This window comes from Piscinibacter sp., from assembly GCF_047600445.1.
GTDB lineage: Bacteria > Pseudomonadota > Gammaproteobacteria > Burkholderiales > Burkholderiaceae_C > Piscinibacter.
On sequence record NZ_JASGKT010000002.1, the window covers coordinates 765,985 to 784,404 of the forward strand.

Here is an 18,420-nt window from a genome sequence, read left to right on the forward strand (position 1 = left end):
AAGATTATAGCGATGCTCAGCTGTAGGTCACCCAGTCGGCGTGTGCGCTGGCCTGCAGGTGCGGCAGCGCGTTGAAGCTCAGCAGCGAATGCCGCTTCGGCGTGAAGACGAATTCGGTGAGCGCGCTGTTGCGGATGCGCATGTTCAGCTCGATGGCGGTTTCGTTCGACGCGCCCAGCACCTGCGCCACCGCGGTGGCGATCGGGCCGCCGCTGGAGACGATCAGCACCGCGCCCTCATAGTGCGCGCGGACGTGGTCGAGCGCGTCGCGCACGCCGGCGACGAACTCGGCGTGGCTGGGCATGCCCTGCGGCCGCGTGCGGCCTTCCATCCACGCGAGCAGGCCCTCGCGCAGCAGGCGGAAGTGCTGGCGCGCGCCCTCGGCGCTGGTCAGCGGGGGCGGCGGCGGGCGGTTCAGCGCCGCCACCAGCGCGTCGCCGTCGTATTCGTTCAGCCCGGGCCACGACAGCGCCTCGGGCGCCATCTGCATGCCCTGGGCGATGCAGCCCAGCGAGTCGATCTGGCGCTTGAGCGTGCCGGTCAGCGCGGCCTCGAAGACCAGGCCCGATTCGCGGAAGAACTCGCCCAGCCGCACGCACTGGCGGCGGCCGAGATCGCTCAGGCGGTCGTAGTCGTCGCTGCCGAACGAGGCCTGGCCGTGGCGGACGAGGTAGAGCTGGCCCACGGCGGCGCTCAGGCCGCGTCGCGGTGGTAGGCCGTGACGCGCTCGACCTCGCTCTTCGAGCCGAGCACGACGCTGACGCGCTCGTGCAGCTTGCCCGGCACGACGTCGAGGATGCGCTGCGTGCCGTTGGTGGCCATGCCGCCGGCCTGCTCGACCAGGAAGCTCATCGGGTTGGCCTCGTACAGCAGGCGCAGCTTGCCGGGCTTGTCGGGCTCGCGCTTGTCCCAGGGGTACATGAAGACGCCGCCGCGCGTCAGGATGCGGTGCACGTCGGCCACCATGCTGGCCACCCAGCGCATGTTGAAGTCCTTGCCGCGCGGGCCTTCCTTGCCGGCCAGGCATTCGTCGATGTAGCGCTTCACCGGCGGCGCCCAGTGGCGCATGTTGCTCATGTTGATCGCGAATTCCCTGGTCTCGGCCGGCACCTGCACCTGGTCCTCGGTCAGCACCCAGGAGCCCATCTCGCGGTCGAGCGTGAACATCGCGACGCCGTCGCCCACGGTCAGCACCAGCGTGGTCTGCGGGCCGTAGACGCAGTAGCCGGCGGCGGCCTGCTGCTTGCCGGGCTGCAGGAAGTCGTCCTCGCTGACGCCGCGGTTGTTGTTGACCTTGCGCAGCACCGAGAAGATGGTGCCGATCGACACGTTGACGTCGATGTTCGAGCTGCCGTCCAGCGGGTCGAACAGCAGCAGGAACTCGCCCTGCGGGTAGCGGTCGGGCACCACCGAGATGGTGTCCATCTCCTCGCTGGCCATCGCGGCGAGGTGGCCGCCCCAGACGTTGGCCTCGATCAGCACCTCGTTGGCGATGACGTCGAGCTTCTTCTGCACCTCGCCCTGCACGTTCTCGGTGTGGGCGCTGCCGAGCACGTCGCCGAGCGCGCCCTTGTTGACGGAGATGGCGATGCGCTTGCAGGCGCGCGCGACGACCTCGATCAGCAGCCGCAGCGGCGGCGTGATGCGGCCGTGCTCGCGCTGCTGTTCGACGAGGTATTGGGTCAGGCTGATCTTGCGGGACACGGTTCAGGACTCCAGGGCACGGGTGACGACTTCGCGCACGTCGTCGGACAGGTCGGTGCGCGCGGCGACGCGCGCGATCGCCTCGCGCGCGGCGCTCTTGCAGGGTTCGGCGAGCGTGGCCCAGCGGTCCAGCGCGCGCGCGATGCGCGAGGCGAGCTGCGGGTTGATCGCGTCGAGTTCGACCACGCGCTCGGCCCAGAACACGTAGCCGGCGGCGTCGGCGCGGTGGAAGGCGGCCGGGTTGTCGCTGCACAGCGTGCGCACCAGGCTGCGCGCGCGGTTCGGGTTGGCGAGCGTGAAGTCGGGGTGGGCCAGCAGCGCCTTGACGCGCGCGAACACGCGGCCGTCGCGCTCGGGCGTGGCGGCCTGCAGCGCGAACCACTTGTCGATCACCAGCGCGTCGCCGCGGAACTGGTCGTGGAAGCGCCGCAGCGCCAGGTCGGCCATTTCGGAATGCGAGGCCAGCAGCGCCCACAGCGCGCCCTGGCGGTCGGTCATGTTGCCGGCGTCCTTGAAGCGCTGGTAGGCGCGGCCCTGCCAGAGCACGTCGCCGCGCGCGGTGGCGTCCAGGCACAGCATCGCCAGCGCCAGGTTGGCCAGCGCGCGCCGGCCGGCCTGCTGCGGCTGCGGCGAGTAGGCCTCGCGCATCGGGTGCACTTGGTAGGTTTCCCAGGCCCATTCCCAGTCGGCCCTCAGCGCCTGCGCGAGCTGCAGCAGCATCGCCTCGCGCGCCGCGTGGATGCGCTGCGGGTCGACGTGGTCGAGCTGCTCGGCCACGTAGATCTCGGTGGGCGGCGTCAGCACCAGTTCCTTGAAGGCCGGGTCCAGCGTGTCGTGGCGCAGAACGCCGCGCATCGCCTCGATGAACGCGGCGTCGAGCTGCAGCGCGTGGCCGTCCCGGGCGGCGGCGGTCAGGCGCTGCAGCGCCAGGCGCTGGCCGGCCTCCCAGCGGTTGAAGGGGTCGGCGTCGTGCGCCAGCAGCACCAGCAGCTCGGCGTCGGCCAGGCCGTCGAACAGGCGCACCGGCGCCGAGAAGTGGCGCAGCAGCGAAGGCACCGGCTCGCGCTCGACGCCGACGAAGGTGTAGAAGGCGCGCGCCTCGTCGAGCACCAGCACGCGCTCCGGCGCGGCCTTTTCCGCCGGCTCGTCCTCCAGGCGCAGCGGGATCGGCGCGCCGTCGTGGTCGAGCAGGCCCATCGCCACCGGGATCACGAAGGGCTGCTTGTCCGCCTGGCCGGGCGTCGGCGGGCTGTGCTGCTCGAGCGCCAGCGTGTAGCTGCGCGTCGGCGCGTCCCAGCGGCCGCGCGCCGTCAGCTGCGGCGTGCCCGACTGGCTGTACCAGCGCTTGAACTGCGGCAGCGTGCGCGCCAGCTCGCTGTGCGGGTTGGCGTCGGCGATGGCCTGGGCGAAGTCGTCGCAGGTCACGGCCTGGCCGTCGTGGCGCTCGAAGTACAGCGTCATGCCGCGCGCGAAGCCCTCGCGGCCGACCAGCGTCTGCATCATGCGCACCACTTCCGCGCCCTTCTCGTAGACGGTGGCGGTGTAGAAGTTGTCGATCGCGACGTAGGCGTCCGGCCGCACCGGGTGCGCCATCGTGCCGGCGTCCTCGGGGAACTGGCGCTCGCGCAGCGAGCGCACGTCGGTGATGCGCTTGACCGCGCGCGCCGAGGCGCCGCCGGCCATGTCCATCGAGAACTCCTGGTCGCGGAAGACCGTCAGCCCTTCCTTCAGGCTGAGCTGGAACCAGTCGCGGCAGGTGATGCGGTTGCCGGTCCAGTTGTGGAAGTACTCGTGGCCGACCACGCTCTCGATGTCGGCGAAGTCGTTGTCGGTGGCGGTGGAAGGATTGGCCAGGACGTACTTCGTGTTGAAGACGTTCAGGCCCTTGTTCTCCATCGCGCCCATGTTGAAGTCGCCGACCGCGACGATCATGAAGCGCTCCAGGTCGAGCGGCAGCCCGAAGCGCGCCTCGTCCCACGCCACCGAGGCGACCAGCGAGTTCATCGCGTGCTCGGTCTTGTCGAGGTCGCCGCGGCGCACCCACACCTGCAGCAGGTGCTCCTTGCCCGCGCGGGTGCGGATGTGCTGCTCGCGCGCGACGAGGTCGGCGGCCACCAGCGCGAACAGGTAGCTCGGCTTGGGGAAGGGGTCGTGCCACTTGGCGTAGTGGCGGCCGTTGTCCAGGTCGCCCTGCTCGACGAGGTTGCCGTTGCTCAGCAGCACCGGGTAGCGCTTCTTGTCGGCGCGCAGCGTGACGGTGTAGACCGCCATCACGTCGGGGCGGTCGAGGAAGTAGGTGATGCGCCGGAAGCCCTCGGCCTCGCACTGCGTGAAGAAGCCGCCGCCCGAGGTGTACAGGCCCGAGAGCTGGGTGTTCTTCTCGGGCGCGACGGTGTTGCGGATCTCCAGCGTGAAGGCCCCGGCCTGCGGCGGGTTGTCGATCACCAGCTCGTCGCCCTCGACGCGGAACGACACGCTCTGCCCGTCGGCCAGCACGCGCAGCGGCTCGATGCCCTCGCCGTGCAGGCGCAGCGCGCCGCCGGACGCGGCCGCGTTGCGCTCGACGCGCAGGCGGCTGGCGACGATGGTGCGCGCCGGGTCGAGGTCGAAGCTGAGTTCCGCGCTGCGGATCCAGTAGGCCGGCGCGGCGTAGTCGGCGCGCTGGACGGCCTGGGCGATGCCTTCACGCATGGTGGTCTCCCTCGTTCAAACTCAAACGCCTTGCTTCAGGCTCGCTTCGATGAAGGCGTCGAGGTCGCCGTCGAGCACCTTCTGCGTGTTGCTGATCTCGACGTTGGTGCGCAGGTCCTTGATGCGGCTCTGGTCGAGCACGTAGCTGCGGATCTGGTGGCCCCAGCCGACGTCGGTCTTGCTGTCCTCGAGCTTCTGCTGCGCCTCCATCTGCTTGCGCATCTCGTGCTCGTACAGGCGCGAGCGCAGCATCTGCCAGGCCTCGTCGCGGTTGCGGTGCTGGCTGCGGTCGTTCTGGCACTGCACGACGATGCCGGTCGGGATGTGCGTCAGCCGCACCGCCGAGTCGGTCTTGTTGATGTGCTGGCCGCCCGCGCCGCTGGCGCGGAAGGTGTCGGTGCGCACGTCGGCCGGGTTGATCTCGACCTCGATCGAGTCGTCGACCTCGGGGTACACGAACAGCGAGGCGAACGAGGTGTGCCGCCCGCCCGACGAGTCGAACGGGCTCTTGCGCACCAGGCGGTGCACGCCGGTCTCGGTGCGCAGCAGCCCGAAGGCGTACTCGCCCTCGACCTTGATCGTGGCGCTGCGGATGCCCGCCACGTCGCCCTCGGTCTCTTCCATCACCTCGGCCTTGAAGCCCTTGCGCTCGCAGTACTTGAGGTACTGGCGCAGCAGCATCTGCGCCCAGTCGCAGGCCTCGGTGCCGCCGGCGCCGGCCTGGATGTCGATGAAGCAGTTCGACGGGTCGGCCGGGTTGTTGAACATGCGGCGGAACTCGAGCTGCTCGACCGTCTCGCGCAGCTTGTCGGCCTCGGCCTCGATCGCGGCCAGGCCGTCGAAGTCGGCGTCGGCCTTCGACATCTCGTACAGCTCGGTGTTGTCGGCGAGGTTGCCCGCCAGGTGGTCGATGGTGCCGACCACGGTGTCCAGCGATTTTTTCTCGCGGCCCAGCTCCTGGGCGCGCTTCGGGTCGTTCCAGACGTTCGGGTTCTCGAGCGCCGCGTTGACCTCGTTCAGCCGCAATGCCTTGCGGTCGTAGTCAAAGATACCTCCGCAGCGCTTCGGTGCGCGTGCTCAGGTCGGCCAGCGTGTTGCCGATCTGGTTGATGCGTTCGATGTCCATGGCGGTTTTCCGGCAAAGGGTCGCATTTTGGCATGCGGCGTCCCCCTGGGGCGTTCCCTGGGGCGAAGGGGGCGTGAAGTGGGCAACAATGCCGGCGCCGCACGACGCCGCCTTCGATGAACGATCCGTCGCACCGCTCGCCCGCCGCCGATGCCCGCCACTGGCGCCGCAACCGGCGCGCCGCGCTGTGGCTGGGCGCGTGCTGGCTGGCGATCTCGTTCGCGCCGCTGCTGCTCTCGCGCCAGCTCGAGCTGCCGCTGTTCGGCGCGCCGCTGGTGTTCTGGATCTGCGCGCAGGTCGTGCCGCTGGGCTTCCTGCTGCTGGTGTGGCGCTACGAGCGCATCCTGGACCGGCTCGACCGCGAGCGCGCGCAGGGGCGGGTCGACGGATGAAGTTCTCCGCCCCGGGCACGGCAGGCGCCGACCCGCTCGAGTGGCGGCGCCGCATCGACCGGCGCTACGTGGCCGCCGCCGCGGCCTTCGTCGTGTTCCTCGGCGTGATGTACGCGCTGGAGCTGGCCGGCCTGTCGCGGCGCTGGATCGCGGCGGTGCTGCTGCTCGGGCCGGTGGTCGTCTACGCCGGCATCGGCCTGGCGGCGCGCACCATGCAGCCGGCCGAGTACTTCGTCGCCGGACGGCGCGTGCCGGCGGTCTACAACGGCATGGCGATCGGCGCCGACTGGATGAGCGTGGCCTCGTTCATGAGCCTGACCGGCATCCTCTACATCACCGGCTTCGGCGGCCTGGCCTACGTGCTGGGCTGGACCGGCGGCTTCTGCCTGATCGCCTTCGGCCTGGCGCCCTACCTGCGCAAGTTCGGCCAGTACACGATTCCCGACTTCCTCGGCGAGCGCTACGGCGGCTGGTTCGTGCGCGTGGTCGGGCTGGTGGTGTGCGCGCTGATCTGCTTCGTCTACGTCGTGGCGCAGATCTATGGCGTCGGCCTGATCACCTCGCGGCTGACCGGCTTCGCCTTCGAGCTGGGCGTGCTGGTCGGGCTGGGCGGCATCCTGGTGTGCTCCTTCCTCGGCGGCATGCGCGCGGTCACCTGGACGCAGGTGGCGCAGTACGGCGTGATGCTGCTGGCCTTCCTGCTGCCGGTGACGTGGCTGTCGATCAAGCAGACCGGCCTTCCGCTGCCGCAGGCGGCCGTCGGCATCCAGTTGACCAAGCTCGCCGAGCGCGAACGCGAGTTGCGCGACGACCCGGCCGAGCGGCAGGTGATGGCGCTGCACGCCGCCGAGGCGGCGCGCTACGAGCGGCTGCTCGGCGACGTCGAGGGCTCGCTGGTGCGCGAGCGCGCCTCGCTGCAGCGGCAGATCGCCGAGGCCATCGCGGCGCGCACGCCGGTGCGCGAGATCCACGCGCTCGAGCGCCAACTGCACGCCATGCCGCAGGACGCCGCGGCCGCGCGCGACACCTGGGAGCGCGCGCGGGCCCAGGCGGCGCTGCGCGCCACGCAGCTCGGCGGCATGCCGGTGCACGTGCAGCCCTTCGAGGGCGACCCCGAGGGCGCGCCGGACCAGCGCCGCGCCTTCGGCGACTCGCGCGCCAACTTCATCGCGCTGGTGTTCTGCCTGATGGCCGGCACCGCCGGCATGCCGCACATCCTGGCGCGCTTCTACACCACGCCCGGCGTGCGCGAGGCGCGCCAGTCGGTGAGCTGGGCACTGCTGTTCATCGTGCTGATCTACGTCAGCGCGCCGGTGCTGGCGGTGCTGCTCAAGGTGGAGGTGTTCAGCGGCGTGGTCGGGCTGCGCTTCGACCGGCTGCCGGCCTGGATCGTCGAGTGGTCCCGGGTCGATCCGTCGCTGCTGTCGGCGGTGGACATCAACCACGACGGCATCCTGCAGCTCGGCGAGCTGCGCATCAACGGCGACATCCTCGTGCTGGCCGCGCCCGACATCGGCGGCATGCCCTTCGTCGTGAGCTGCCTGGTCGCGGCCGGCGCGCTGGCCGCGGCGCTGTCCACCGCCGACGGCCTGCTGCTGACCACCGCCAACGCGCTGACGCACGACCTGTACTTCCGCATGGCCGACCCCGAGGCCTCGCCGACGCGGCGCGTGGCGATCTCCAAGGTGGTGCTGATGGTCGTGGCGCTGCTGGCCGCCTACACCGCCACGCGCAAGGCGGCGACCATCCTGCACCTGGTGACGCCGGTGTTCTCGATCGCCGCGGCCACGCTGTTCCCCGCGCTGCTGCTGGGGGTGTTCTGGAAGCGCACCAACCGCTGGGGCGCCTGCGCCGGCATGCTGGCCGGCCTGGCGGTCACGCTGTACTACCTGGCCACGCGCCATCCGGTGCTCGGCCCCTGGTTCGTCGACGGCCCGGCGCAGCCGCTGTGGTGGGGCATACAGGCCAACGCCGCGGGGGTGTTCGGCGTGCCCGCGGCCTTCGCCGTGGCCGTCGCCGTGAGCCTGGCGACACGCGCGCCGGTGGCCGCCGGCCCCTTCGTCGACGCCATCCGGCGGCCCGACGAGGCGGCGTGAGGCGGTACTTGTGCTCAACTCCGGCGTGGCATGCAGGCCGCATCACCCAATGACGCGCGTTTCTGGACGATAGTCCGTGCTGTGTCAAGTTCGTGTCAGGTACACGGGCCTGGCGCGCGTCAACCCGAGGAGTCAAGGTGTCGAGTGTTCTCGCGAAGACCGCAGCCGGCATGGCGGAGATCCGCGACCGGTCGCATGCGCTGCCGCGCCACGCGCGCACGCTGCTCGTGCTCGCCGACGGCACGCGCAGCGCCGATCAGTTGCTCTCGATGGTGCAGGGCGCGTCGGCCGCCGACCTGACGCTGCTGGTCGAAGGCGGCCTGCTGGCCGAGGCCGGCCGCTCGCGCGCGGCCGCCGCGCCGCCGCCGGCCGCCGAGGCTCCGGCCGCGCCGGCCGCCGCAGGCGAGGGGCTGGGCTACCGCGAGCTGTACGACAGCCTGAACGCGCTGTCGAAGGAGCAGCTCGGCCTGTTCAAGGGCTACCGCTTCGCGCTCGAGATCGAGAAGGCCAGCGGCGTCGAGGAACTGCGCCAGGTGGCGCAGCACCTCGTCGAGGAGGTCGAGCGCGTGAAGGGCGAATCGGCGGCGCAGATGGTGCGCCGCGCGCTGGGGCTGAAGCGCTGAGGCCTCTTGCGCCGCGAAGGCGCTTCGTCCGTCAGAAGCGGTATTCGGCCGTCAGCATCGCATTGCACGGTGCGCCGAAGGCGTTGCCGCCCGTGCCCCAACCGACGTTGGCGTAGTAGTACTTGTCGAACAGGTTGTTGACTACCAGTCTCAGATCGATCTTCTCGGTTGGTCGATAGCCTACCTGCAAGCCAAAGATGGCATAAGCCTTCTGCTTGGACAGGTCGTTGCCCCATGAGCCGCTGACGCGGTTCTGCGCATACACGTTGCCGCCGATGCGCCAACGCTGCAAAGCACCGGGCAGTTTGTACATCGTGGACAGCCTGAACTGGTTGCGCGGAAGCTCGGGGCGGTACAGCGTGCCGATGCGGGCCGGGTCCGCGTCCTTGGTGTATTTGGCCGTGGCGTGCGTGAATCCGGCCGTGATCTCCCAATGAGGCGTCAGCGCTCCGCTGACCTCCAGTTCCACACCCTTGCTTTCGATCTCGCCCGAGGCGCGCTGGCAGTAGCCCCAGCCCGTGCCGGGGCAGGGATTCGGGCCTTCCAGATCGTCCACCGCGAGGTTTTGCTGCCTGATCTGGAACAAGGCGATGCTGGCGTTGAGGCGCTTGTCGAAGTATTCGCCCTTCACCCCGGCTTCGTAATTCACACCGGTGATCGGCTTCAGGTAGTCGCCGTTGCGGTCCACGCTGCTCTGCGGCTGGAAGATCTCCGTCCAGCTCGCGTAAGCCGTGTGCCGCGCGTCGATGTCGTAGAGCACGCCGGCGTAGGGCGTGATCTCGTTGCTGACCTTGTAGGCGACGTCATCGCGGCGGTTCTCGAAGTCGTAGCTGTGCGAGCGCGCGCCGAGGATCAGCTTGAGCGGCTCGGCCAGATGCCAGCGGCTGACCGCATAGAAGCTGTGCTGCTTCGTGACGAGGCGCTGCGTCCACAGATCCATGGGAATGACGGGGCGAGGTACGACGTTCGGGTTCCAGTGGTACGGATCGACCACCGGCCCATCGGTGGTCCAGGCGTAGTCGGCCCAGCCGCCGTTGGCTTTGAGGTTGTGTTCACGCGCACTGGCGCCGAACGCCAGTTCGTGGCGGCGCTGGAACAACTCGAAGGAGCCTTTCAGCGACAGGTCGTAGCTTGCCTGCTTGCTTTCGAGCACATAACGCTGGGTGTCCTGGTACAGGGTGCCGTCGTCGTCCGAAGCTCCGATGCCGGAGTACAGCAGATCCTGCTCCGGTCGCTTCCAGGTGGCGGCGAGCTTGACGCTCCAATCGTCGCCAAGCTGCTGGGTGACTTCGGCAAAGGCGGTCTTGTCGGTTTGCTTCCAGTAGTCGAAGGCGTTGCCGAAGCTGCTGCGGCGGGAAAGGCCGGGATAGAAACTCCCGTCCTCCCGCGCCGGCAGGCTGGCGACGCTGCCGTCGTTGTCGACCCGCCGGTAGTGCAAGCCGGCTGCAACCAGGGTCGTGGGTGTCACATCCGCCTCCACGACGCCGTAGAACTGGTGGTTGCGGTCATGGGCGACAGCGTAGAACTGCTCGGTGTCCTGTGCGGTGACCACGGCGCGGGCGCGCACGCTGCCGCTGGCGTTGAGCGGCGTACCGGCATCCACGCCCAGGCGCCGGTTGCTCCAACTGCCTACCGATGCCGTGATCTGCGCCTGCGGCGTGTCCGTGGGGCGCTTGCGCACCAGATTGATCGAAGCAGACGGAGTGCCTGCGCCGGTCATCAGGCCGGTGGCGCCGCGCACGACTTCGATGCGGTCGTAGATGTCCAGCGCATCGTTGTCCGGGTTGAACGTGCCGTTGGCGCCGGTGCTGATCGGCAGCCCGTCGAGCATCAGGTTGGAGATCTCGAAGCCTCGCGCATTGAAGCTGCCGGAATCGCCCACGTAGTCGCCTTTCCTGACGACCATGCCGGTGACGCTGCGAAGCGCGTCGTCGAGCGTGCTCATCGCCTGGTCGTCGATGCGTTCGCGCGTCAGCACGCTGACCGACTGCGGCGTCTCGCGCAGCGTCAGCGACAGGCCCGTGGCGCTGGTTCCGGGGCCGGTGGCGGTGTAGGAGCCCGTACCTTCCGTAGCCCCGCCGCGCTCGGCCCGGGCCGTCACCTTGACCGTCGGCAGCAAGGCCTCACGCGGCGGGTCAGCGGCCGGCGCCGCCGGCACCGTGACGGCCGGCGCGGCCCGCGCCGCCTTGCTCAAGGAATACCCGCCGCCCGCCTGCGCCACGGCTTCGATGCCCGTGCCGGCCAGCAGCAGCGAGAGGGCGGCCGCGACGCGGTGGTCGCCGGCGAGCCCCTTGGTCGTCAGCCCGGCGACCAGCGCTGCGTCGTACGAGAGGTTGACGCCGGCGGTGCGTGCAAACCGATCCAGCGCCGCATCGAGCGGCCCGGCGGGCACGTTGAAGGTCTTGACGGCCTCGCCCGCCGGCAGCGCCGTCGCGGCGGCCTGCGCGCGCGCCGGCTGCGGCAGCGCGGCCGCGGCGATGGCCAGGCCGAGCAGCGCGCCGTGCAGGGCGGCCGCCAGCACGGTCGGTCGAGGGGCGACGCGGCTCGCGGGCCGGCTAGTGCGCGGGTGCTTGAAGGTCATGTCGGTCTCTCGGCAAGGCAGGTGTTGAAGTGCTCCTGCCTGGTAGGCCGATCGAGCTCCGGAATCCCCTCACTCTTTTGAAGTGCTACGATGTACTGATCGTGTAACACACAAGGCAACGCGATGAGCGAGGCAACTTTTACCTTCCGGGTCGACGAGGTTTTGAAGCATGAGTTCGCCCAGGCTGCGAAGGCCCGCGACCGCACGGGCGCGCAGCTCCTGCGCGATTTCATGCGCGAGTTCGTGCAACAGCAGCAGGAGGCGGCCGAGCACGATGCTTGGTTCCGCGGCCAGGTGCAAGCCGGCCTGAACTCCGCCAACGCTGGCCGCCTGGTGCCTGCCGCCGAGGTCGAAGCCAGCTTCGCAGCCCGTCGCGCCGCCACTCGACGCAGGCTTGAAGCACCCGAGTGATGAAGCTGCTCTGGACGCTCGAAGCCATCCAGGACCGCGAAGCGATCTACGACTACATCGAGGCCGACAACCCGGTCGCCGCCTTGGCTCTCGATGAGCTGTTCGAAGAGAAGGCCGGCCGACTCCTCGACCATCCCGGCCTCGGCCGGCGTGGCCGTGTCGCCGGCACTCGCGAATTGGTGGCGCACCAGAACTACATCCTGGCCTACGACGTGGTCGGTGAACTGGTGCGTGTGCTTCGTGTGCTGCACGCGACCAGGCAGTGGCCACCGGAAAAGTGACGAATGCCCGTCAGCGGTCCCTGACCGGGCAGGTGACTCGCCTGCCCTACCGTCCCGGCCCCACCGTGACCCACCAGCGCGTCCGGTAGCTCACGCTCACCGGCTGCGTCTGCACGAGGAACTGCAGCGTCCGGTCGGTGTCGCGCACCTGGAACAGGCCCGACACGCGCAGGTCGGCCACGCGCTCGTCGCAGACGATGCGGCCGTTGCGGTAGCGCGCGAGTTCGGCCAGCAGGTCGGCCAGGCGGATGTTCTTGCCGGCGATCACGCCGTCGGCCCAAGCGTCGGGCTCGAAGCCTTGCGCTTCGATCGGCTCGCTGCCGCCGTCGTGCAGCCAGCGGCTCTGGCCGGCTCGCAGCACGTGCGCGGCGCCGCCGCCGGCCGGGTGCAACTCCACCGTGCCGTCCTGCACGCTGATGCGTGCGCGCCGATCGTCGAGCCGCACGGTGAAGCGCGTGCCCAGCGCGCGCAGCGCGCCGAACGGCGTGTGCACCCAGAATGGGCGTTTGGCGGTCTCCCCGCCGTCGGCGCCGGTGGTGACCAGCATCTCGCCGCGGCGCAGCATCACGAGGCGGTGCTCGTGGCCCAGCTCGGTGCTGACGGCGCTGTCGGTGTTGAGCACGATCACGCTGCCGTCGGACAGGTGCAGTGTTTTCTGCTCGCCGGTGGTGGTGCTCGCATCGGCCAGCAGGCGCTGCCACGGCGCGTGCTCGCGCACCGCCCAGCCGGCCCCCAGCGTCACGCCCGCCAGCGCGAGCAGCTTGCTCACCTGGCGCCGGCCGGGCGGCGAGCGTTGCTCGCGCTTCGTTTCGGCGGTGGCCAGCGTGGCACGCAGCAGCGCGGGCGGCACCACGGCGAACGGCTGCTGTAGCGAATCGACACGCTGCCAGGCGAGCGCGTGCCGCGGGTCGGCGCCCAGCCAGCGCTCGAAGGCACCGCGCGCCTCGGGCGTCGGCTCGTTGTAGCCGAGCTGCACCGCCCAGGCGATGGCCGCTTCGACGATGTCCCGAGGCAGCGCCGGCACGGCGCCCGCCGAGGTCGTGCCGCTCATCGCCGCTCGAAGCGCAGCGCGTAGCAAGTGCGCAACGCCTTGGCGATGTAGCGCTCGGCGGTGGCCAGTGACACACCCAGCCGCTCGGCGATGCGCGGGCAGGTCAGCCCGTCGAGCTGGGCGAGCAGGAAGGCGCTGCGCACGGCGGGCTTGAGCGAATCGAGTACGCGGTCGATCTCGATCAGCGCTTCGAGCAGGATCAGCCGGCTCTCGGGCGAGGGCGTCTCGGGCTCGGGCAGCGCGGCGAGCGTCTCGAGCCAGGCGCGCTCCAGCTCGCGGCGGCGCCAGTGCTCGACCACCAGGCCATGCGCGATCGTCGAGAGGAACGCGCGCGGCTCGCGTGCCTGCACCGGCTGGCGGCGCAGCAGCAGGCGCATGAAGACGTCTTGCGCGAGGTCGGCCGCGTCGAAGCTGTCGCCGAGCCGGCGCCGAAGCCACGCCTGTAGCCAACCGTGATGGTCGTTGAACAGCGCATGGACTTCGTGGTGCAGGGCAAGCTCGGTGGCCGACACGGCGCACTCTCCGGGATGGTCGCGCACGCGGCGGATCGTTGCGCAAGAATGAGAATTGATCTCATTCTATTACGAGCCACGCCAGCACACCACAAGAACGGGAATGCCGGCCGGCCCGCCTCAGCCCAGGAACGTCTCCAGCCGCTGCGCCAGCGCCTCCGGCTGGTCGTGGTGCAGCATGTGCCCGGCCGGCGCGAGCAACTGGCGCTGCACCTTCGCCACCACCGCCAGGCGCTGCTCGAACTCGCTGCGCGGGTAGCGGTGGCCCCACCATTTCGCGACGTCGGTGCGGTCGCCTTCCACCCACAGCAGCGGGGCTTCGATCCGCTTCCAGCACGCCAGCACCTCGTCGACGCGGTAGAGCTGCGGGTTGGAGCGCTTGTGCGCCGTGTCGCCGAGGATGCGCCAGCGCCCGTCGCCGTCCTGGCGCGCCCAGTGCGGCGCCAGCCACGCCGCCTTGTCCTCGCCGAGCAGCGGGTTGGTCTTGCGCAGCCGCGCGGCCACTTCGGCCAGGCTGTCGTAGCGGCGCAGTTGCATCGGCGTCTTCAGCTCGTCGAGCCAGCGCGCGTAACGCCCGGGCGCCTCGTCGGGCACGGTGGCGGGCATGCCGAAGCCTTCCAGGTTGACCAGCCGCCGGATGCGCCCGGGCCGGACGCCGGCGTACAGCATCACGACGTTGCCGCCCATGCTGTGGCCGAGCAGGTCGACCGCGCGGCCGGCCAGCCCCAGTTCGGGGTGGTCGAGCAGCGCGTCGAGGTCGCCGAGGTAGTCGGTGAACCAGTAGCCGTCCTGGCCCGAGGCGTCGGTCAGGCCGAAGCCGCGCCAGTCGGCGGCGACGACGTAACGATCGGCCGACAGCGCATCGACCATGAACTGGAACGAGGCCGCCACGTCCATCCAGCCGTGCAGCAGCACCAGCGGCGGGCGCTCGGGCGTGGCCAGCGAGGCGTCGCCCCAGGCGAGCAGGTGGTAGCGCAGGCCGCGCACGGTGACGAAGACGCTGCGCGCCGTGCGGCGCGCTTGGTAGACGGGAGCGGGGTTCATGCCACGCACTCTAGGGCCAATCGCGGCGCGGCGCTGGGCGCCGCTGCGCGCTTCGGGGCTTGACCCGATGCGGCCCGCTTGCGCGCCACCTTAGGCTCGCCGGCATGAACCCGGTCGACAACCACGCCGCGCTGCACGCCGGCTTCCGCTGGCACGTGCCGGCGCACTTCAACATCGCCGAGGCCTGCGCCGCGCGCTGGGCGCGCCGGACGCCGCAGGCGGTGGCGGTGCGCTACGAGCACGAGGACGGCCGGCGCGCCGCCTTCAGCTACGCCGACCTGCAGGCCAACGCGAACCGGCTGTCGAACGCGCTGGCGCGCCTGGGCGTGCGCCGCGGCGACCGCGTCGCGGTGGCGATGCCGCAGCGCTTCGAGACCGCGGTGGCCGACATGGCGGTGCTGCAGCTCGGCGCGGTGGTGGTGCCGCTGTCGATGCTGTTCGGGCCCGATGCGCTCGAGTACCGGCTGCGGCACAGCGAGGCGGTGGCGGCCATCGTCGACGAAAGCTCGGCCGCCAACCTGCGCGCGGCGCGGCCCCACTGCCCGGCGCTGCGCCACGTGATCGCGGCCGGCGAAGCCGCCGGCCAGGGCGATGGCGACTGGGACGCGCTGCTGGCCGCCGAGCGCCCCGAATTCGACGCCGCGCCGACGCGGGCCGGCGAGGGCGCCTTGCTGATCTACACCAGTGGCACCACCGGCCCGCCCAAGGGCGCGCTGATCCCGCACGGCGCGCTGCTGGGCAACCTGCCCGGCTTCGTGTGCAGCCAGAACTGGTTTCCGCAGGACGATGCGGTGTTCTGGTCGCCGGCCGACTGGGCTTGGACCGGCGGCCTGATGGACGCCTTGCTGCCCACGCTGTTCTTCGGCCGCGAGATCGTCGCTTTCCACGGCCGCTTCGGCCCCGAGCGCGCCTTCGAGCTGATGCAGCGCCACGGCGTCACGCACACCTTCCTGTTCCCGACCGCGCTGAAGGCGATGATGAAGGCCGTGCCGCGCCCGCGCGAACGCTACACGCTCGCGCTGCGCGCCGTGATGAGCGCCGGCGAGGCGGTCGGCGACGCGGTGTTCGCCTGGTGCCGCGAGCACCTGGGCGTGGCGGCCAACGAGATGTTCGGCCAGACCGAGATCAACTACGTCGTCGGCAACTGCGGCCGCTTCGTCGATGCCGCCGGCCGCGCGCACGCCGGCTGGCCGGCGCGCCCGGGCAGCATGGGCCGCGCCTACCCCGGCCACCGCGTCGCGGTGCTCGACGACGACGGCCGCGAATGCCCACCCGGCACGCCGGGCGACGTGGCGGTGCACCGGCGCGACCGGCACGGCCACCCCGACCCGGTGTTCTTCCTCGGCTACTGGAGGAACGAGGCCGCCACGCGCGCCAAGTTCAGCGGCGACCCGGCCGATTCGTGGTGTCGCACCGGCGACACCGCGGTGATGGATGAAGACGGCTACCTCTGGTACCAGGGCCGCAGCGACGACGTGTTCAAGGCGGCCGGCTACCGCATCGGGCCGAGCGAGGTGGAGAACTGCCTGGTGAAGCACCCGGCCGTGGCCAACGCCGCGGTGGTGCCCAAGCCCGACCGCGAGCGTGGCGCGCTGGTGAAGGCCTACGTGGTGCTCGCGCCCGGCTTCGAGGCCGGCGACGCGCTGGTCGACGAACTGCAGCGCCACGTGCGCGGCAAGCTCGCGCCCTACGAATACCCGAAGGAGATCGAGTTCATCGACGCGCTGCCGATGACCACCACCGGCAAAGTGCAGCGCAAGGTCTTGCGCCAGCAGGAAGAGGCGCGCGCCGCGCAGCGGGCACACTGAGGGCATGGAACAGACCCTGCCCCCCACGCCCGCCGCGCTGGCCCCCACCGCGCTGATCGACAGCGACCACCCCGAGGTGGTCGCCTTCGCGCGGCGCCACGCCGTCGGCGGCGACGACCGCGAACGCGCCGTCGCGCTCGCCTACGCGGTGCGCGACGGCTTCCGCTACGACCCCTACCGCATCGACCTGAGCGTCGCGGGCATGCGCGCCAGCAGCGTGATCGCGCAAGGCCACGGCTGGTGCGTGCCCAAGGCGGCGCTGCTGGCCGCCGTGGCGCGCGCCTCCGGCATCCCGGCGCGCGTGGGTTATGCCGACGTGCGCAACCACCTGAGCACCGAGCGGCTGCGCCGCACGCTGCAGACCGACCTGTTCGTCTGGCACGGCTACACCGACCTGTGGCTCGAAGGCCGCTGGGTCAAGGCCACGCCCGCCTTCAACATCGAGCTGTGCGAGCGCTTCGGGCTGCTGCCGCTGGACTTCGACGGCCGCAGCGACTCGATCTACCACCCCTTCGACAAGGCCGGCAACCGCCACATGGAGTACGTCACCCAGCATGGCGCCTTCGACGACATGCCGCTGGAGCGCATCACCGCCGCCTTCGAGGCCACCTACCCGATGTGGCGGCGCGAAAACGCGGCGATGCACGAAGCGAGCTTCGACGCCGACGTGGCGCGTGAGGTGGACCGCCCGGCCTGATCGTCACGCCGCCGCTGCCGCGCGCCGCCGCCGCAGCCCCCACAGCAGCAGCACGATGCCGAGGTTCAGCAGGTTCCAGGCGATGCCGTTGACGAAGGCGGCGTCGTACGAGCCGGTCAGGTCGAACACCTTGCCCGACATCCAGCCGCCCAGCGCCATGCCGAACAGCGTGCACATCAGCACCGTGCCGACGCGCGCGCCGGCCTCGGCGGCGGGGAAGTGCTCGCGCACGATGATCGCGTAGCTCGGCACGATGCCGCCCTGGAACAGGCCGAACAGCGCCGACACCACGTACAGCGACACCAGCCCGTCGAAGGGCAGGAACAGCAGCAGCGCCGTGCCCTGCAGCACCGAGCCGAGCAGCAGCGTGCGGATGCCGCCGATGCGGTCGCAGATCAGGCCCGACACCAGCCGGCTGACGATGCCCGCGGCGAGCATCAGCGAGAGCATGCGCGCGCCCTGCGCGGCGCCGAAGCCGAGGTCGGTGCAGTAGGCGACGATGTGCACCTGCGGCATCGACATCGCCACGCAGCAGGCCACGCCGGCCACGCACAGCAGCGCCTGCGCCTGGTTCATCGAGAAGCCGAACGGCCGCGTCGAGGGCTGCGCCGCCGCGCCGCCGCGCGTGAGCCCGGCGACGGCCGCCGGCGGGCGCGCCTTGAGCGCCAGCGCGAGCAGCGGCATCGCCACGGCGCTGACGACCGCCAGCACGTTGTAGGCGCCGCGCCAGCCGATGGTGTCGACCAGGTGCTGCACGATCGGCGGCCAGACCGCGCCGGCCACGTAGTTGCCGCTGGCGCACACCGCCACCGCGATGCCGCGCCGGCGCACGAACCACAGCGAGGTGTCGGCCACCAGCGGCGCGAAGGTGGCCGAACTGCCGAGCAGGCCCAGCAGCAGCCCGGAGACGACCGCGAAGCCGAGGATGCTGCCGCTGGCCGCCGCGAGCGCGAAGCCGGTCGCCAGGCCCACCGAGCCGACCAGCACCGGCACCATCACGCCGAAGCGGTCGGCCAGCTTGCCCATCAGCACGCCGCCCAGGCCGAAGCCGACCATCAGCAGCGTGTAGGGCAGCGACGCATCGGCGCGCGCGACGCCGAACTCGGCCTGCACCGCCGGCAGCACCACCGCGACCACGTACATCGCCGCCGAGCCGATGGTCATCAGCCCGAGCGTCGCGGCCAGGCGTGCCCAGGCGTAGCGTGAATCGGCGGCGTGCATGCGAGGCATTGTGAACCGCGGCGGCAGGGGCGCATCGGTACAGACGCGGTGGTGCCGCGCCAGTACAGCGCGCGCCGCGCGCTGGCGGCGGCACTGGTCGCCCAACCCGGCGAGGCCGGGCTCGCGCCGAGGCACGTATGGCGCGGCGCGTGGCCTCGCTGTCGAGCAGCGGCGGCGCAAGC

16 protein-coding genes are annotated in these 18,420 nt (G+C 70.9%); 7 read left to right on the forward strand and 9 right to left on the reverse strand.

The window, feature by feature from the left end; translation table 11 throughout:
- Nucleotides 1-16: 16 nt before the first annotated feature.
- From QM792_RS07640 to prfB, 4 genes are all read right to left on the reverse strand, one after another.
- The gene (locus QM792_RS07640; RefSeq protein WP_415148914.1) at nucleotides 17-685 is read right to left on the reverse strand and encodes a histidine phosphatase family protein; all 669 of its coding nucleotides are present in this window, start codon (nucleotides 683-685) and stop codon (nucleotides 17-19) included.
- Between the two features lie 8 nt (nucleotides 686-693).
- On the reverse strand, nucleotides 694-1,704 hold the full coding sequence (locus QM792_RS07645; protein ID WP_415148916.1) for a class 1 fructose-bisphosphatase: 1,011 nt from the start codon (nucleotides 1,702-1,704) through the stop codon (nucleotides 694-696).
- A gap of 3 nt (nucleotides 1,705-1,707) precedes the next feature.
- Complete coding sequence (gene pepN, locus QM792_RS07650) at nucleotides 1,708-4,395, reverse strand: aminopeptidase N (protein ID WP_415148917.1); 2,688 nt, start codon at nucleotides 4,393-4,395, stop codon at nucleotides 1,708-1,710.
- Nucleotides 4,396-4,416: 21 nt separating this feature from the next.
- Nucleotides 4,417-5,521 (reverse strand): peptide chain release factor 2 gene (gene prfB / locus QM792_RS07655; RefSeq protein WP_415148918.1). Its coding sequence is split into 2 segments (ribosomal slippage): nucleotides 4,417-5,439 and nucleotides 5,441-5,521, totalling 1,104 coding nucleotides; the frame shifts between segments, so codons are not numbered across the junction.
- A gap of 116 nt (nucleotides 5,522-5,637) precedes the next feature.
- Between prfB and QM792_RS07660 the strand changes: the two genes are divergently transcribed.
- The 3 genes from QM792_RS07660 to QM792_RS07670 all read left to right on the forward strand — a co-directional run bounded on the left by QM792_RS07660 (nucleotide 5,638) and on the right by QM792_RS07670 (nucleotide 8,632).
- Nucleotides 5,638-5,913, forward strand: coding sequence for a DUF4212 domain-containing protein (locus QM792_RS07660; RefSeq protein ID WP_415148919.1), 276 nt, complete (start codon nucleotides 5,638-5,640; stop codon nucleotides 5,911-5,913).
- A complete protein-coding gene (locus tag QM792_RS07665) occupies nucleotides 5,910-8,009 on the forward strand; it encodes a VC_2705 family sodium/solute symporter (protein WP_415148921.1) in 2,100 nt (699 codons plus the stop codon). Before QM792_RS07660 ends, QM792_RS07665 begins: the two co-directional genes overlap by 4 nt.
- 170 nt (nucleotides 8,010-8,179) lie before the next feature.
- Nucleotides 8,180-8,632 carry a hypothetical protein gene (locus tag QM792_RS07670; RefSeq protein WP_415148923.1) on the forward strand — a complete coding sequence of 151 codons (453 nt, stop codon included), beginning with the start codon at nucleotides 8,180-8,182 and terminating at the stop codon, nucleotides 8,630-8,632.
- Between the two features lie 31 nt (nucleotides 8,633-8,663).
- Here QM792_RS07670 and QM792_RS07675 read toward each other — a convergent pair whose 3' ends face one another.
- Nucleotides 8,664-11,213 (reverse strand): TonB-dependent siderophore receptor, encoded by a 2,550-nt coding sequence (locus QM792_RS07675; RefSeq protein WP_415148924.1) that lies wholly within the window; start codon nucleotides 11,211-11,213, stop codon nucleotides 8,664-8,666.
- A gap of 123 nt (nucleotides 11,214-11,336) precedes the next feature.
- Between QM792_RS07675 and QM792_RS07680 the strand changes: the two genes are divergently transcribed.
- Nucleotides 11,337-11,624, forward strand: a complete 288-nt coding sequence (locus tag QM792_RS07680) for a CopG family ribbon-helix-helix protein (RefSeq protein ID WP_415148926.1) — start codon at nucleotides 11,337-11,339, stop codon at nucleotides 11,622-11,624.
- Nucleotides 11,624-11,905 (forward strand): type II toxin-antitoxin system RelE/ParE family toxin, encoded by a 282-nt coding sequence (locus QM792_RS07685; RefSeq protein ID WP_415148928.1) that lies wholly within the window; start codon nucleotides 11,624-11,626, stop codon nucleotides 11,903-11,905. Before QM792_RS07680 ends, QM792_RS07685 begins: the two co-directional genes overlap by 1 nt.
- Before the next feature lie 46 nt (nucleotides 11,906-11,951).
- Here QM792_RS07685 and QM792_RS07690 read toward each other — a convergent pair whose 3' ends face one another.
- The 3 genes from QM792_RS07690 to QM792_RS07700 form a co-directional block, all read right to left on the reverse strand.
- Nucleotides 11,952-12,956 (reverse strand): FecR domain-containing protein, encoded by a 1,005-nt coding sequence (locus QM792_RS07690; RefSeq protein ID WP_415148929.1) that lies wholly within the window; start codon nucleotides 12,954-12,956, stop codon nucleotides 11,952-11,954.
- Complete coding sequence (locus QM792_RS07695; protein WP_415148931.1) at nucleotides 12,953-13,468, reverse strand: sigma-70 family RNA polymerase sigma factor; 516 nt, start codon at nucleotides 13,466-13,468, stop codon at nucleotides 12,953-12,955. Before QM792_RS07695 ends, QM792_RS07690 begins: the two co-directional genes overlap by 4 nt.
- 120 nt (nucleotides 13,469-13,588) lie before the next feature.
- Entirely contained in the window at nucleotides 13,589-14,512 is a 924-nt protein-coding gene (locus QM792_RS07700; RefSeq protein WP_415148932.1) for an alpha/beta fold hydrolase, read from the reverse strand.
- Nucleotides 14,513-14,616: 104 nt separating this feature from the next.
- Here QM792_RS07700 and QM792_RS07705 point away from each other — a divergent pair, with 104 nt between their 5' ends.
- Together QM792_RS07705 and QM792_RS07710 are read left to right on the forward strand one after the other, a co-directional pair.
- Nucleotides 14,617-16,320: an acyl-CoA synthetase gene (locus QM792_RS07705; protein WP_415148933.1), complete on the forward strand. Its 1,704-nt coding sequence runs from the start codon at nucleotides 14,617-14,619 to the stop codon at nucleotides 16,318-16,320.
- 4 nt (nucleotides 16,321-16,324) lie between these two features.
- The gene (locus tag QM792_RS07710; protein ID WP_415148935.1) at nucleotides 16,325-17,017 is read left to right on the forward strand and encodes a transglutaminase domain-containing protein; all 693 of its coding nucleotides are present in this window, start codon (nucleotides 16,325-16,327) and stop codon (nucleotides 17,015-17,017) included.
- Nucleotides 17,018-17,020: 3 nt separating this feature from the next.
- On the opposite strand, the gene QM792_RS07715 is transcribed toward QM792_RS07710, so the two are convergent.
- The gene (locus QM792_RS07715) at nucleotides 17,021-18,238 is read right to left on the reverse strand and encodes an MFS transporter (RefSeq protein ID WP_415148937.1); all 1,218 of its coding nucleotides are present in this window, start codon (nucleotides 18,236-18,238) and stop codon (nucleotides 17,021-17,023) included.
- Nucleotides 18,239-18,420: the final 182 nt, after the last annotated feature.

Coding starts and splice junctions, on each gene's coding strand:
- QM792_RS07685 (WP_415148928.1), top strand. CDS start 11,624: ATGAAGCTGCTCTGGACGCTCGAAGCCATCCAGGACCGCGAAGCGATC.
- QM792_RS07700 (WP_415148932.1), bottom strand. CDS start 14,512: ATGAACCCCGCTCCCGTCTACCAAGCGCGCCGCACGGCGCGCAGCGTC.
- QM792_RS07680 (WP_415148926.1), top strand. CDS start 11,337: ATGAGCGAGGCAACTTTTACCTTCCGGGTCGACGAGGTTTTGAAGCAT.
- QM792_RS07705 (WP_415148933.1), top strand. CDS start 14,617: ATGAACCCGGTCGACAACCACGCCGCGCTGCACGCCGGCTTCCGCTGG.
- pepN (WP_415148917.1), bottom strand. CDS start 4,395: ATGCGTGAAGGCATCGCCCAGGCCGTCCAGCGCGCCGACTACGCCGCG.
- QM792_RS07665 (WP_415148921.1), top strand. CDS start 5,910: ATGAAGTTCTCCGCCCCGGGCACGGCAGGCGCCGACCCGCTCGAGTGG.
- QM792_RS07670 (WP_415148923.1), top strand. CDS start 8,180: ATGGCGGAGATCCGCGACCGGTCGCATGCGCTGCCGCGCCACGCGCGC.
- QM792_RS07715 (WP_415148937.1), bottom strand. CDS start 18,238: ATGCACGCCGCCGATTCACGCTACGCCTGGGCACGCCTGGCCGCGACG.
- QM792_RS07690 (WP_415148929.1), bottom strand. CDS start 12,956: ATGAGCGGCACGACCTCGGCGGGCGCCGTGCCGGCGCTGCCTCGGGAC.
- QM792_RS07675 (WP_415148924.1), bottom strand. CDS start 11,213: ATGACCTTCAAGCACCCGCGCACTAGCCGGCCCGCGAGCCGCGTCGCC.
- QM792_RS07710 (WP_415148935.1), top strand. CDS start 16,325: ATGGAACAGACCCTGCCCCCCACGCCCGCCGCGCTGGCCCCCACCGCG.
- QM792_RS07660 (WP_415148919.1), top strand. CDS start 5,638: ATGAACGATCCGTCGCACCGCTCGCCCGCCGCCGATGCCCGCCACTGG.